Here is a 14,895-nt window from a genome sequence, read left to right as displayed (position 1 = left end):
TTGTCTTCCCTCTCTTTGAGCGTTCCTTCCCGACCGTTTTACGCCACCACACGCACACTGCGTGATTTTTGCGTTTCTGCCATCTATTAAACCGCGTCACAGCAGCGGAAATTTCACCACAACCGCCGCCGCACCGCCCGCCAGCGCCAGGCACGAGGGCAGCAACAGATAGTGACGCAAGCGATGATGAAACAGCATCACCAGCGTAAGCAGCAGCGCCACGACCATCACGGCGCGCCACTGGCTGAAACTCGGCTCCCACAGAGCAAAAACAGGCAGGGCCGCGCAAGGCAGCAGGATGCCCCATCCGCTATCCAGCCGTTTCCCCCTCACCCAGCTTACGCCCCATAGCCCGCAGGCAACCCATATGGCCATCACCATCGCCAACCCCACATACAAATGAGAATCACTCAAATTATCATATGTTAATCATTCTCATTTTGCAGCGACTTTTTTCATCACTTGTTGCAGGGGTGCCAGATGACAGATTTACTGGAAAATGCTAAATTGCCGCCGATAACAACGTTAATAACACAGCAATAATATGCTCACTATCCGGTTAGAGGAGTTATTTCCTTCGGGTAGCGCTTTGATATTTCAGGGCTGTCACGAGTAATAATAATGAAATTACAATCTTATGATGCATTGAAACACAGTAAATATCGGCTTTCGCTGATGCTGTTTTTGTTTTTAAATGTTGCCGTTGCCCTTTTTTGCCTGTTGCCTTTTACGGGTTCCGATATTGCTAACCGCTCGCTGCCTGCGCTGCTGGTGATGGTGCTCAGCGCCACGCTGCTCTTCTTGCTGTTAAGCATGCCTAAAAAGCAATTACCGCTATTAAATCCTGTCTCTTTTCTATTAGGTGGATTATGGGCCTGGCATATTAACTATCGCTATCAGCAAATTTTTTTTTACGACGGCAGTTTCCTGATAATTAGTTTGTTGAGTGTCTTTTTTATCAGCGCCATTGCCCTCAGCGATTATTTGCCTGCCTTTTGCTTACACATCACGCCGCCGGTGCTCACGGTCCTGCTGCTGGATGATGGTCAGCATTTGCTGATGATCCTTTTCACCATCACCTTGCCGCTGATTGGCTTCTCGCTGCACCACCTGATGCGCCGTCGCTTCGATCACTTCACGCGCCGTCTGGTGAGTCAACTCTACGAAGAGCGAGAAAATTTTAGCGATCTGAGCATGCTCGATCCGCTCACCGGCCTGTATAACCGCCGCGGGCTGAAAAATCGGCTGGATGCCATTCTGGAAAATCACGCGGGCAGCCACTTTGTGCTGCTGCTGGATATCGACCACTTCAAGGCGTACAACGACCATTACGGTCATGCCATGGGCGACCAGGCGCTGGCGCGCGTCTCAGCGGCGATCCGTGATGCCGTGCGCTCGCGCGATGTGGTAACGCGCTACGGCGGCGAAGAGTTCCTGGTGTTAATGACCAATGTCAACGCGTCGATTGCCATGAAGCTGGCAGAGCGCATCCGTCAGTACGTGGTGAACCTCGATATCCCTCACCGCTTTAATGAAGAGGTTTCCACCCACGTCACCATCAGCGCCGGTATCGCGCCCATTTTTGCTGATGACTTCGACCAGGCGGTAGCCAATGCGGACCGCGCGCTCTACGTGGCGAAAAACCGGGGCAGAAACACCATTCTCGCCTGGGAAGATCTCCCTACCCTGCCGCAGGTCAGTCACGATTTAGCCTGAACCTTGTGCACCTGCTTGCTCACTTGAGTGTTAACGATTATCATTTGGTTTTGATAATCGTTATCACTCAAGGAATGGCATGGCAACGTTTTCGCAGCAGCACCCGCGTTCAAACACCCTTCCGCTGATCTTTATGCAGCACGATCGTAGCCTTGCGCGCGTGCTGGACGATCTGCTGCGCGATCAGCAGCCTGCCATGCTGGATTACTTTACGCTGACCCAACCGGCGCCCGCTCACGCGATGACCCTTGCGCAGTGGTCAACGCCCGCCACCTTCCAACGCGTCACGCAGCGCTATTGTGACTACCTCTATCGCCATCACCCTGACGTCGCGCCAGAAGCCAAGCCGGTGCAGTCGCTGTGGGCGCAGTGGTATTTTGGGCTGCTGCTGGCACCGCTGCTGCAAATGCTGCTGTGCGAGCCGCGCGCGCTTAAGTGCGATCCCCATCTGATTCACGTCGTCTTTCATGAAAACGGGCACCCGTGCGCGTTCTGGATGGACGTTGAAGAGGACGAAGCGGCACGCCATATGAACGCCCAGCAGCGCATTGAGCGCCTGATTCAACGCTGCCTTATTCCTGCGGTTCAGGGCATCACCCAGCACGGTGATATCAACGCCAGGCTGATTTGGAACAATATGGGTTTCTCGTTTTACTGGTTCCTCGGTGAGTTAAAAAAACAGCTGCCCGCCTTCACCGTACTGCAGCTGGAACAGGCGATTTTTTTCCGTAAAACCCTGTTAGATGGCAGCGACAATCCGCTGTATCGCACCATGATCCCGCGCGAAGGCGAGATGGTGCGCCGCAGCTGCTGCCAGCGCTATCGCATTCCCGATGTCGCGCGCTGCGGCAACTGCACGCTGAGTGCGGCCCCGCCCGCAGACAATCTGTAACAGATTGCGCCTTTCTCTCGTTTACACTTTTTTTGCCGTATGGCAGCTTTAGGCTCCTTTTTTTTCGGAGACGATTATGAGCCTGGAGTCGGTACGGCACTTCTTTGCCGAACATGCACCGGATATCGCCATCATTGAGATGCCGCAGAGCACTGCCACCGTGGAGCAGGCCGCGCGCGTACACGGCGTGACGCCGGGGCAAATCGCTAAAACGCTGTCGCTAAAAGTGAAAGGTAGCGTCGTGCTTATTGTTACGCGCGGCGACGCACGCCTCGATAACCGCAAGCTGAAAGCCGCGCTGGGCAGCAAAGCGCGGATGTTAAGCGTGGATGAGGTGGTGAATTGGACCGGGCATCCGGTCGGCGGCGTCTGCCCGTTTGGGTTGGAAACGCCGCTGACCGTCTACTGTGATGTTTCGCTGCGCCAGTTTGATGAAGTGCTGCCCGCCGCCGGCTCCATCTTCAGTGCGGTGCGCATTACGCCGCAGCGCATGGCCGACCTTACGGCGGCCACGTGGATTGACGTCTGTGAAACGCCTTAGCGCGTCTCGCGCGCGGCGGTACCGGTAAGGGTGATGCCGCGCGTCTCCCGCCCAAAGGCCACAAACACACTGATCAGCACCGCCACCGTGCCCGCCACGATGGCCATGCCCAAGCCGTAGTTCCCCCCATGCGCTTCGGCAATGCGTGACTGCAGAGTGGCGTTCACCGACGCCAGCAAATTCCCCAGCTGGTACACAAAGCCCGGCAGCACCGCGCGCGCATTGGCGGGCACCAGTTCGGTGAGATAGGTTGGCACCACGCCCCACGCGCCCTGCACCATGAACTGCATTAAAAAGGCGCCCAGGCCAATCATCCAGGAACCGCTGGAGAACGCCCACAGCGGCAGCACCGGCAGCGCCAACAGCGATGCCAGTATAATCGCGCGCTTGCGGCCAATGCGCTCCGACAGCGTGCCAAAGGTGATGCCCCCCAGCATGGCGGCGATGTTGTAGCTGATGGCGATAATGCTCACCGTGTGCGGGTCAAATTGATGCTGCACTTTCAAGAACGTGGGATAGAGATCCTGCGTGCCGTGGCTGAAGAAGTTAAAGCAGGCCATCAGCAGCACCATGTAAATGCATAATTTCCAGTGCTGTTTGATGATCGGCAGCAGCGCGCTGCTCTCTTTGCGCTCGCGCGCCGCCAGCCACACCGGTGACTCCGGCACTTTGAACCAGATAAACGGCAGCAGCAGGATCGGCAGCGCCCCAATCAAGAACATGCCGCGCCACCCGACGTGGGAGAAGAACAGCCCAAACACCACCGAGGCCAGCAGGTACCCGCAGGGATAGCCCGCCTGAAAAATACCGGACATCAGCCCGCGCGAGCGATCGGGAATGGTTTCCATCGCCAGCGAAGAGGCCACGCCCCAGATGCCGCCCATCGCCACGCCGTAAATGATGCGAAACGCGAGAAACGCGCTGAACGTCGGCGACCACGCCGACAGCAGCTCAAACAGCGAAAACATCACGATATTGAGCATTAAGATCGGGCGGCGACCGTATTTTTCGGCCAGCCGACCAAACAGCAGCGCGCCCAGCGGCCTGACCGCCAGCGTCAGCATAATCGCCACCGAGACGTCGGACACGCTGGTGGAGAAGTAGGTCGCTAAGTCACTGAGTACAAACACCAAAATAAAGAAGTCGAACGCATCCAGCGTCCAACTGGCGAAGCTGGCAAACGCCACGTTGCGCTGGGTTGAAGTCCAGTTGAGCATGGGGGGTTTCCTGTCTGAGGTGTCGGCGAGGATCCGGCACAAAGGGAACATTACCCAGCGAATGGTTACGCTGGTTATTATTTTGTTAACTCTTTGTATATAGCACGTTAGCGTCGGGAAGCGCGGCGGGAATTGTCAGCGAGTGATTCGGGCTGTAAGCAGGCGTGTCGCGGCACACGCCCGCAAGCGCAGGGTTAGCCCGTATAGTCGTTCAGCGCCTGTTCGATCAGCGACAGCAGCAGGGGATTATTGACGCATTGCATCACGTGTACCAGCGCGCCCGCGTCCGGGGGAATGCCCACGTCAAGGCGCAGCGGTGGACGATAGCGCCAACTTTTGCCGCGCGTGGCGCCAGGGCGCAGTTCAATATCGACACAGTAATCCACACCGTCTGCCACGCGCTGATTCAGCAGCCAGGCCACCACCAGCGCATCGTGGATCCAGCATCCCGGCAGATGGCGCGTGCGGATTGAATAGTCGATCCACGGTCGCAGCGTGTCGCGCACAAACTGCGACAGCGGATGATCGCTGACCGTCAGGCGCTGCAGGTCCTGATGCGTCATCAGCGTCTGCGTCGTGGCATCCATGGGCACCAGCGTAATGGTGGCGCCGCTGTGCAACACCTGATGCGCTGCCTCCGGATCCAGGCCAAAGTTGGTGTCTTTGATGTAATCATCCAGCGCAAACACACCGCCCATGATGACGATCTCCGCCACGGCGTCCGCCATCTGCGGATAGCGCTGCAGCGCCAGCGCCACGTTGGTCAGCGGGCCAATCGCCACCAGCGTAAACTCGCCGGGATGATCGCAAATGAGCTGCCCCATCGCGCCGGCCGCATCGTAGCCGTCCGCCGCCACGGGTTCAGGCTCACGCACCCCGCGCCACAGCGCGCTAAGCGAATCGTCAAGTACGCCATCGAGCCGCGCGCGCCAGGGGGCCGGATCTTCGCGCAGCGCCTGTAACGCGCCCTGCACCACCGGCACCGTGCAGCCAAGACGGCGAAACAGATCTTTTACCACCCGCACGCCCACGGCGCTCGGCGTATTGCCCGTCACGGTGGTGACCAGCTCGACGTTAAGTGAAGGCGCGGCCAGTGCCAGCGCCAACGCCAGGCCGTCATCGGTGTTCGCGCCGGGTATACCGTTGCCGGGATCGCAATCAATAATCAGTCTTTTCATTGTGTTATCGTTTTATTTTCGGCAGGCCGGCAGCCGCACGACTCGCCGATTTCCAGCTGATGCGGAAATTCAGCGACACGGGCGTCGCCACCGCTGTTTTTCAACATGTGGATCGCGCAGCGCGCCATGTCACGCAGCGGCTGACGCACGGTGGTGAGCCTCGGCACGTGAAAGCTCGACTGGTCGGTCCCGTTAAAACACACCAGCGCCACATCCTGCGGCACGCGTAAACCGTGTTCAGCCAGCGCCCGAATACAGCCAATCGCCTGCCCTTCATTGCTGGTAAACAGCGCGCGCGGCATGCGTCCGCTGGCGATCATGCGCTGGGCGGCATCGAAGCCGCCCTGACGCGAATAGCTGGCGGGGAAAATCAGCGCCTCATCCACCAGCAATCCGTACGCTGCCATGGCATCGCGCCAGCCGTGAATACGATCCTGCGCGTTGAACATGTGTGACGGTCCACTGATCATCCCCACCTGCTGATAGCCGTGGCTGAGCAAATGCGCGGTGACCTGCCGCGCCGCGTCGCGTTCATTCACCCGCAGCATACTGACGCCGGGACGCGGCTCCACGCGATCCAGCATCACCAGCGGCGTACCGCTGGCCTGAATCAGATCGATGTACGGGTGGCGATCCACGCTGGTATAGAACAGCCCGTCAACCTGACGGTTCAAAAGCCCTTGAATCAGCTCCAGCTCGCGCTGGCGGTCGTCGCCCGCATCGCCCAGCAGCATCACGTGACCGTGATTCAGTGACTCCTGCAGCAGCATATGGGCCATTGAGGCGACAAACGGATTGTTGATGTTCGGCACCACTAAGCCAAAGGTCTTGGTGCTGCCGGAAGCCAGGGCGCGCGCCACGGCGTTAGGCCGATAGCCGGTCTCTTTGATCGCCTCCAGCACACGCTGACGCGTGGCTTCTGCCACCGGGCGCGGGCCATTGTTGATCACATAGCTCACCACGGCCACTGACGTGCCAGCGAGCCTGGCAACATCGCTGCGCGTGACATTGCCGCTGGGGGATTTCGCCAATGCCTTTGCCTCCTGCTTGTGCATGGGGCCACCGGTCGAGCTGCGACCCGGTGGCGAGAATAAGTGTGGGCGCTGTGGCTTAAATCGCGTCTTCCGGCAGGTTTAAATCGCGCCCGCGCGTTTCCGGTGCCACAAATGTGGTCAAAAAACCGATGCTGGCCATCAGCGTGAAGTACACGGCGATAGCCCACCAGTGCCCGGTGTAGGCCAGGAGCGCCGAGGCCACCAGCGGTGCCGTGCCGCCAGAGAGGATCGATCCCAGCTCTTTCGCCACCGCCATTTTGGTGTAGCGGTGCTTCACGCCAAACATCTCTACGCCCCAGGCCGCCTGCACGCCAAAAATCCCCAGCGAGGCCAGCGCCATGCCGACCACCATCACGGCGATAACCGTGGTGGGATCGCGGCTGTCCATGAGCGAGAAGGCAGGCCAGGCGTAGATCATCAGCAGCAGGCAGAATCCCCGGTAGGTCACGCGGCGGCCGATACGGTCGGAGAGCCAACCGGCAAAAGGAATGATCAAAAAGCCCAGCAGCGAGGCAATAAATACCGCCGTGGTGGGCACCGACTTATCGATCATCAGCACCTTGGCGACATAACCCACAATAAAGCCCTGTGCCAAATAAGAGGGGCCATTTTCGCCAATGCGCAGGCCGACCATGGTCCAGAACGCGCGGCTGCGCTGCCAGAAACCGCGCGTGTCGTGCGCGCGCTGCGCCTCTTGCAGCGTGGCGCTGCGCGCCGCCTGCAATTCAGCCTGCTGACGCTCAAACACCGGCGTTTCGCGCAGATGACGGCGGATCCACAGCGCAACGGCCGCGATCAGCACGCTGCTGAGAAACGGGATGCGCCAGCCCCAGGCCAGCAGCGTGGTTTTATCCATCTGGATCACCGCGAGCCACACCAGCGAGGCGATCAGCGTGCCGCTGTTAGAACCGAGCGCAATCACCGAGGAAACCAGCCCGCGCCGTGCTACTGGCGCATATTCGCCCAGCATCACCGTGCCGCCGGAGAGTTCCGCCCCCGCGCCCAGCCCTTGGGTAAAGCGCAGCAGCACCAGGCACGCGGGTGCCCACACGCCGATTGTCGCGTAGGAAGGAATCAGGCCGATAAGCGTAGTGGAGGCGCCCATCAGGATGATGGTGCTGATCATCACCACTTTCCGCCCCTTGCGATCGCCGATCCAGCCAAACAGCAGCGCGCCGATTGGCCGCGCAATAAAGCCCACAGACCAGGTGGCAAAGCTGGAGAGCAGCGCCATTGCGGGAGTTGCATTGGGGAAAAAGACATCGCCGAAGATAATGCCTGCGGCCAGACCATAGAGGGCAAAATCCGCGTATTCCATCGCGGTACCGAGCCAGCAGGAGAAGGTGGCACGCCAAAAATCCTGGCGTCCGGCAGGTGTTTCGAGCCGCGCGTCGGCGGCGGAGGTGGCTGCAGCGTGTTGCGTAACGGAGCGTTGAACCGTCATAACCGTGTCCCTGAGAGAAGTAAATACAGTAAACGCCCATCCGTGGGTCGGTTCCCTCACAACAAGCGGAACTCCCCGGTGGCGACGTTCGTAAGGCAAACTGGATGAAGTTAATGAATTCCCTGGTGTTGGAATTCGCTGCTTTGCCGCTGTTTGTCGATGTTAAATTCATCGATCGCATTAACACGGCAAATGAAACTACGCCATCGCATGCCCGGTAACGTCTGTGGCACCGTGAGTTATCACTGTCCCTACAGTCTATCTACGCGCGTAGATAAATCAAGCAGGCGAGGCAAAATAATGCCTAATTTTTATGCGCAAATTACGCAGTTAAAAATAAAGACTTATTAATCAGTAGCCTAAATGAAATACACTGTTGATGGCGATTAGATGCGGGGTGTGACTAAGCAATAATACTTATCATTACCCCTTTCTGATGCGCAATCGCATCGCGCTTTTTTTGCCACACTGTGGTTAAGTTTTTATGACACGTGGACAACGCTGCGCCGGGTGGCCGGGCGCGACGCAGCGCAAAACGCCCGCGTCAGTGCAGGCTAAAGTAGCTCAGTGCGTCGCAGCCCGCGCCCGCCTGCGGTACCGCGATCACCTTCATCAGAGCGAGATCGACAACGCTCAGCGCGCCCGCCTCTTCATGGGCGATCAGCAGCGTGCGGTTGTCTTCACTGAAACAGCCTTCGCTGGGCGGGTTTGCCACCTCAACGTCGCCCAGCGGATTGAGCAGGTCGTCGAAGAGTGTGACCACGGGTTCACCGGCGCCGATCGCTACCAGCCGATCGCCGTTCGCGCTAAAGCGTACTTGGTGGCAGGGCTGCTGATGCCCCTTCAGCAAAATACGCTGGCGCACGCGGTGGCTTTGACGATCCACCACGTAGAGCTGCGGCGCATCTGCCGCACACGCCACCAAATAGGGATGCTTGGGCGAGGCGGCGATCCCGGCGATCGGCCCCGCCAGCAGAATGTTATCGATAATGCGCCCTTCCGCTTCGCACAGATCCAGCACCGTGATGCTGGCGTCTGCGTGATTTTCAGTAAACAGTTTGCGTCCGCTGGGCGAGAGGCTTAGCCGGTGCGCATGATGCGCGGGCAGCGGAATGATTTTTTCCAGCCGATCGGTCAGCGGATCGATCACGGCCACCGCTGCGCTGCCTTCACAGCAGAAATAGACTTTACCGTCGCGGCCTAGCTGGCCGCTGTGCGGCCCGCGCAGCGGCGTTAAATCGACAAATCCCACCACATCACGCGCGCGCAAATCGATAATGGCCAGACCGTGGCGCCCGGACGACGCGGCATGATGCGGATCATCATGCGTTAAGGTGACATAGGCCTTCTCCATCGCGGGCAGCATTAGCAACTGCTGCGGGCGCGGCGGCAGCGCGTTAAGCACCTGCTGAATAGCAAAGGTTTCTGGATGCAGAAACAAGACGCGATTGCCCTGCCGGTCTACCGCCAGTAAGCCACGATGAGGGTGCGACATAGTGCCTCCTTTTTCTGAATACGCAGGTTTAAGCGTAGCTAACCGCTGACAATGCGGCACGATCGGCTATCAGGCCAGCAAAAATTGCAGGATTGATTACGTCTGGCCGCCGCGGATTTTGCCGCGTAATACGCGTGCATACGCCGCTGTTAATCGTTTTATTAGGATTAATCCTGGCGGCTTAAAATAAAAACGTTAGCCGAATAACACGTTATTCCCATTTATTTTTATTCATAACGGTATCTTCATTATCCGGTTTATCTGAAAGCAACAAAAAGACATAGCCATGATGCACAGAATACATTATTAAGCTGTTGTCAGTCTGTATTACACACAGCCGCAAGGACAGACCCGGCGCGTTTGACGCCAGCATCAGGGAATTTGCCACCCTAATTACAATAATCAGGTGCAACATGAATAAAAATCGCCTCGAACCCGCGCGTGCGCTCTGGCACGGTTGGAAACGTCTCGCGTTTACAAGTCAGACCTTATTCCAAAGAAAGCAATATGTTACATGCTGTGCGCCCGAGTATGAGCCGGGCGAGGACGAGACCCTGGTGTTGTTCTGCGCGGAAAAAGCGCTGCCGCCAATCCCGCAGAAAATCTGGATGTATTGGGATAATGAATATTTGCCGATTTCGCTGCGATTAAATATTGAGAAGCTTCGCAAAGATAATGCCGACCACGACGTACACGTAATAAATCGCAGAACGGTAAAAGAAGTTCTGCCCGATTTTATTTTTACATCAAGCCAATTAACGCCGCAGCAAAAAAGTGAAGTGATTCGTCTGGAATTGTTATTGCGCTACGGCGGTATTGCGATTGACTGCCATACCTTATTGTTTGAAGACCTCGCGTGGGTGCATCGCGCGCACGCAGCTCGCGCCATGGATGTGATTGGTTATTACCACGCGCCTTTCACCGTAAATTATTTGGCGCCGGTAATGGAGAGTGGGTTTATTGCCGCCGCGCCGAATAATCCTTTTATTCGTGAATGGCAAAAGCACTACGCGCCCATTAAGCATCTGGGGGCGAAAAACTATTATCACGAACTGACCAAGCGCGACGACTTTGCCCTGCTAACGCAGCAGATCGCCGATCCGCAACGGCACCTTGGCGCGCTGGCGCAGCAGGTCGCCATGCGGGAATATCGCCGGGTGAATCTTTCTCTACGCAAAGGGGAAGCCAACGTCTGGCTTCATGCGCAGCAGAGCGGCGGGCACAGTGAAACGCTGGCCCGCGCCGTGCTGTTCAACCTGCGACCGGCCACACCGCCGTCGGCGATCGCGCTCAGCGGCGAGGATCGGCGTTATCTCGATTTCAACCTGCGCATCGGCAACTACAGCCGCCATAGCCTGCTAGGGGCGATGATGCAGGCGCAGCGCAACGCCATTAAAACCGGGATTACCCCTCCGCAAAGCGCGCGCGTAACCAGTGGATAAAGGTGGTCACCGCGCGGGGAACCTGCGCGGCGTAAGGCCGGATCACCCACAGCCGATCGGCAAAGGCATCCACCGCCTGCCACTGCGGCAGCACGCGCTGCAGCGTGCCTGCCGCCAGCGCCGCCTGGGCGCTGAAATCAGGCAGCATGGCGATGCCGATGCCCTGTAGCGCCGCATCGCGGATCGATTCGCTGTTGTTGGTGGCGAAGTTACCGGCGATGCGCACCTGCACGGTTTCACTGCTGCCGTTCACCCGGCTAAAACGCCACTGCGGCGCCTCCAGCCCGCGCGGGTAATACAGGCAGTTGTGCTGCGCCAGCGCCTCGGGCGTCTCCGGCATGCCGCACTGCGTAAGGTAAGCGGGTGACGCCACCAGCAGCGCGCGCGTCTCGCACAGCGGCAGCGCGACGTAGGTTTCGGGGAGATTCTGGCTGTGACGGATGGCAAGGTCGAAGCCCTCGCTGGCGGGCGACACCAGCCTGTCGGTGACGTCCAGCTGCAGCCGCACCTGCGGGTAGTCGCGCAGGAAATCGCCCAGCATCGGCACCAGCTGCTGCCGGGCAAAGGCCACCGGCGCGGTGACGCGCACCAGACCGCGCACCGGCCCGGCCTCGTCACGCACGCTGAAAAAACTCTGCGCGATGCGGGCGAACGGCTCGCGCAACTCTTCCACCAGTTTTTCGCCCGCCGAGGTCAACCGCACGCTGCGCGTGGTGCGTTGCACCAGCGACACGCCGGCCATCTCCTCCAGCTCTTTAATCTTTTGGCTCATTGCCGCCTTGCTCACGTCCAGGCGCTCTGCCGCGCGGGTAAAACTGCCCGCTTCGGCCAGTACGGTGAGCCAATGCAGATGCACCCACAGGGTATCGGTTTTCATCGTCGTCATCGCAATTGTTCAAAATAATAAATAATCAATTCAGCCTGCGCGCTTTTTCTTTATGGTCACAGGCGGCAGCATAGCGACATTGCACAGCACCCTACGAGGAAATGTCATGCCACTGCTCACGTTTGATCTTATCGAAGGGCGTTCGCCCGACCAGATCCGCACGCTGCTGGACGCCGCGCACCGCGCCGTCTTAACCGCCTTTAACGTCCCGGCACGCGATCGTTACCAAATTGTTCACGAAAACAAAGCTTACCAGATGGTGTTTCAGGATACAGGGCTGGGTTTCACGCGCAGTACCAATCTGGTGATGGTGCGGGTTTACACCAGCCCGCGCAGTGAGGCGCAGAAAACGCGCTTTATGGCCGAACTGGCGCGCGAACTGCACACGCACTGCGGCGTAGCGGGCAGCGATGTCATGATCAGCTTTATCACCAACGACAAAGGCGACTGGAGCTTTGCCGACGGTGAAGCGCAGTATCTGACCGGCGCGCTGTAAGCGCCGTTTCGCTCACGGGGCCGCGCCAGCAGGCGGTTGCGGCCAGGCAAAACGGGACTTTCCGCCAACGCGCAGGGTGCGCCGCGCGGGGTATCCGCACAAATGTGATCGGCTGTATTGCAGCCGTGTGACACTCCAGATAGATTGGCGCCAAAGAGGGCCGACGGCATCAGGACCGTGTCACCGCTAACTGTGAGGATCAACGTTGGAATTGCTTTCGGTTGTACTTTTTTTAGCCGCTATCGTGGTCTATTCCTGCAAAGCCGGGCGCAATACGTTCTGGTTTATCCTGATGCTGCTGCTGCTCACCCTGTTTATCGTGCTGAACGCCACGCTGTTTGCCAGCAACTACTTCACCGGCGACGGCATTAACGATGCGGTGCTGTATACCCTGACCAATAGCCTGACCGGCGCGGGCGTCAGTAAATATGTGGTACCCGCCATTGGCTTACTCCTCGGCTTGTTTCTGCTGTTTTGTCTGCTCTCGTGGCTGTTGCGTCGCCATAAGCGGCCGCATCACGTCGGCTGGAGCCTGCTGGCGGTGGCCTGCGCAGCGGGTTCAGTGCAGACCGCCCCCGCATTTCGTCAGGTACAGGCGCTGATTGCCTCGCATACGCAGCCGGGCGATGCCGATTTTGCACGCTACTTTAAGACGCCGCGCACGGCGATCGACCATCCCACACTCAACGTGGTGTGGATTTATGGCGAGAGCCTGGAGCGCACCTACTTTGACGAGCAAGCCTTTCCCGGCCTCGCGCCCGAGCTGAGCCGCGAAAAAGAGCAGAGCCTGGATTTCAGCGACACCGAACAGCTGCCCGGCACCGACTACACCATTGCGGGGATGGTGGCGTCACAGTGCGGTATTCCGCTGTTCGCGCCGTTTGACGGCAATGCGTCGGGCTCGCTCTCCAGCTTCTACCCGCAGAACGTTTGCCTCGGCGATATCCTCAAGCATTCCGGCTATGAAAACTGGTTTATACAGGGCGCCGATTTGCGCTTCGCCGGCAAAGACACCTTTTTGCTGTCGCACGGTTTTCAGGCCGAGCACATGTTCGGCTCGCAGGAGCTGAAAAACCGCGTCGCCGATCCCAACTACCGCAATAACTGGGGCTTTTACGACGACACGGTGATGGACGCGGTCTATGACCAGTTCGACACGCTGTCGCGCCAGAACAAGCGCTTTGCGCTGTTCACCCTGACGGTAGACACCCACCATCCGGATGGCTTTATCTCGCGCAGCTGCCAGCGCAAGCGCTACAGCTATGACGGCAAACCCAATCAGTCATTTAGCGCCGTGGCCTGCTCGCAGGAGCACGTGGCGCGGCTGATTACGCGCATTAAAGCCTCGCCGTGGTTTAAAAACACGGTAATTGTGGTGAGTTCGGATCACCTGGCGATGAACAACACCGCGCATCCCTACCTGATCAAACACCCGCGTCGCGATCTGTTTATGGTGATCCGCGGCGATCGGCCGCAGGCGGAGGTGATCGACGGCAAACGCAGCACGCTGGATAACGGCGCAACCCTGCTCGATCTGCTCGGCGGCGATAACGCCATCGGGCTGGGACGCAGCGGGCTGTCGTCCACTTCGCTGTCGAGCCTGTTTCCCGATATGGCGCAGAAGGTCAACGCGTGGAAGCCTGACATCATCCAGCTGTGGAAATTCCCCACCCGGCTAGAGACCTTTACCGTGGATCAGACGCAAAATACCCTTAGCTTCTCGGGCTCGACGTTTAAGCTGCCGATTCTGTTCCGCATCGCGAAAGATCGCGTTGAGCCGCTGCCGGAAGGGGAATACGCCGCCCCGCTGCGCTATCAGCTGGCGGATTTCACCGCCGGAGAGAAGTTTGTCTGGGTGGATCGCTGCTTTAAGCAGGGCCGCGTGTGGCAGCCCGCGCTGGCGCTCTCGACCGATCTCTGCGTGGCGATGGGTCAGCTGGGTGCGCAGCCCACGGTAACGCACATTGATAAACCGGTATGGAAAGGCCAGGCGCGCTTCCCACACGCCGCGATCAGCGCGGCGACCTATCAGCAGACGGTGCAGCAGATGCGCATTGAGGATAACGCGATTCGCTATCCCGCCGACCGCTTCCTGTTGACCGTGCCCGGCGCGCCGCAGAGCGTGAAGCAATTCAGCGGTATCTCACGCCCGGAACCCTGGGGACGCTGGTCGAATGCCAACCTGGCACCGGAAGTGAAGATTGAATATGTCGATCCGCTGCCTACGCGCTTTGCGCTGGTGATCACCGCGCGCGCCTATGGCCCTAACGCCCACCGTCCCATTCCGGTGCGGGTCGGCGATCAGGTGCAGTCGCTTAATCTGAGTGACGCGTTCTCGACCACCACGCTGCATTTCACCAATCCCACGGGCAGCCACACCCTGATTATTGCGCCGCCGGAGCCTCAGCTCTCGAACGTCGGCAATATCACCGGACAGGATCCGCGTAAGCTTGGCATTGGCATGGTGGATATTACGATTGTGCCGCAGGAGTAGCGGGCGGGAAGAGACGCAGGCGCAGCGGGTGCGCCTGCG

General features: G+C 58.7%; 13 protein-coding genes. 6 read left to right on the top strand and 7 right to left on the bottom strand.

Annotated elements, in window-relative coordinates:
• Window positions 1-96 precede the first annotated feature (96 nt).
• Window positions 97-381 (bottom strand): DUF1435 domain-containing protein, encoded by a 285-nt coding sequence (locus LU196_RS10470; RefSeq protein WP_232759401.1) that lies wholly within the window; start codon window positions 379-381, stop codon window positions 97-99.
• Window positions 382-621: 240 nt separating this feature from the next.
• Between LU196_RS10470 and LU196_RS10465 the strand changes: the two genes are divergently transcribed.
• The 3 genes from LU196_RS10465 to LU196_RS10455 all read left to right on the top strand — a co-directional run bounded on the left by LU196_RS10465 (window position 622) and on the right by LU196_RS10455 (window position 3,149).
• Window positions 622-1,716, top strand: a complete 1,095-nt coding sequence (locus tag LU196_RS10465) for a GGDEF domain-containing protein (RefSeq protein WP_232759226.1) — start codon at window positions 622-624, stop codon at window positions 1,714-1,716.
• A 79-nt stretch (window positions 1,717-1,795) separates the two neighbouring features.
• Complete coding sequence (fhuF, locus tag LU196_RS10460) at window positions 1,796-2,608, top strand: siderophore-iron reductase FhuF (protein WP_232759225.1); 813 nt, start codon at window positions 1,796-1,798, stop codon at window positions 2,606-2,608.
• A gap of 76 nt (window positions 2,609-2,684) precedes the next feature.
• Window positions 2,685-3,149: a YbaK/EbsC family protein gene (locus LU196_RS10455; protein ID WP_232759224.1), complete on the top strand. Its 465-nt coding sequence runs from the start codon at window positions 2,685-2,687 to the stop codon at window positions 3,147-3,149.
• Here the strand turns inward: LU196_RS10455 and LU196_RS10450 are convergent.
• From LU196_RS10450 to LU196_RS10430, 5 genes are all read right to left on the bottom strand, one after another.
• Window positions 3,146-4,366, bottom strand: coding sequence for an MFS transporter (locus LU196_RS10450; RefSeq protein WP_232759223.1), 1,221 nt, complete (start codon window positions 4,364-4,366; stop codon window positions 3,146-3,148). The two genes, LU196_RS10455 and LU196_RS10450, sit on opposite strands and share 4 nt — an antisense overlap.
• A 194-nt stretch (window positions 4,367-4,560) precedes the next feature.
• Window positions 4,561-5,544 carry a nucleoside hydrolase gene (locus LU196_RS10445; RefSeq protein ID WP_232759222.1) on the bottom strand — a complete coding sequence of 328 codons (984 nt, stop codon included), beginning with the start codon at window positions 5,542-5,544 and terminating at the stop codon, window positions 4,561-4,563.
• Window positions 5,541-6,575, bottom strand: coding sequence for a LacI family DNA-binding transcriptional regulator (locus LU196_RS10440; RefSeq protein WP_232759400.1), 1,035 nt, complete (start codon window positions 6,573-6,575; stop codon window positions 5,541-5,543). Before LU196_RS10440 ends, LU196_RS10445 begins: the two co-directional genes overlap by 4 nt.
• Before the next feature lie 79 nt (window positions 6,576-6,654).
• Entirely contained in the window at window positions 6,655-8,043 is a 1,389-nt protein-coding gene (locus tag LU196_RS10435) for an MFS transporter (RefSeq protein ID WP_232759221.1), read from the bottom strand.
• A gap of 544 nt (window positions 8,044-8,587) precedes the next feature.
• Complete coding sequence (locus tag LU196_RS10430) at window positions 8,588-9,538, bottom strand: WD40 repeat domain-containing protein (protein ID WP_232759220.1); 951 nt, start codon at window positions 9,536-9,538, stop codon at window positions 8,588-8,590.
• Between the two features lie 413 nt (window positions 9,539-9,951).
• Here LU196_RS10430 and LU196_RS10425 point away from each other — a divergent pair, with 413 nt between their 5' ends.
• Window positions 9,952-10,980 (top strand): glycosyltransferase family 32 protein, encoded by a 1,029-nt coding sequence (locus LU196_RS10425; protein ID WP_232759219.1) that lies wholly within the window; start codon window positions 9,952-9,954, stop codon window positions 10,978-10,980.
• Here LU196_RS10425 and LU196_RS10420 read toward each other — a convergent pair.
• Entirely contained in the window at window positions 10,943-11,866 is a 924-nt protein-coding gene (locus LU196_RS10420) for a LysR family transcriptional regulator (RefSeq protein WP_232759218.1), read from the bottom strand. The two genes, LU196_RS10425 and LU196_RS10420, sit on opposite strands and share 38 nt — an antisense overlap.
• Window positions 11,867-11,972: 106 nt before the next feature.
• On the opposite strand from LU196_RS10420, the gene LU196_RS10415 reads away from it, so the two are divergent.
• Window positions 11,973-12,362 (top strand): tautomerase family protein, encoded by a 390-nt coding sequence (locus tag LU196_RS10415; protein ID WP_232759217.1) that lies wholly within the window; start codon window positions 11,973-11,975, stop codon window positions 12,360-12,362.
• Between the two features lie 205 nt (window positions 12,363-12,567).
• Window positions 12,568-14,856, top strand: coding sequence for a phosphatidylglycerol--membrane-oligosaccharide glycerophosphotransferase (opgB, locus tag LU196_RS10410; RefSeq protein ID WP_232759216.1), 2,289 nt, complete (start codon window positions 12,568-12,570; stop codon window positions 14,854-14,856).
• Window positions 14,857-14,895: the final 39 nt, after the last annotated feature.

It is taken from the genome of Pantoea sp. Mb-10, assembly GCF_021272205.1.
Taxonomy (GTDB): Bacteria; Pseudomonadota; Gammaproteobacteria; order Enterobacterales; family Enterobacteriaceae; genus Pantoea.
The sequence above is the reverse complement of the archived record's forward strand: the minus strand, read 5'-3'. Positions and strand labels throughout refer to the sequence as shown.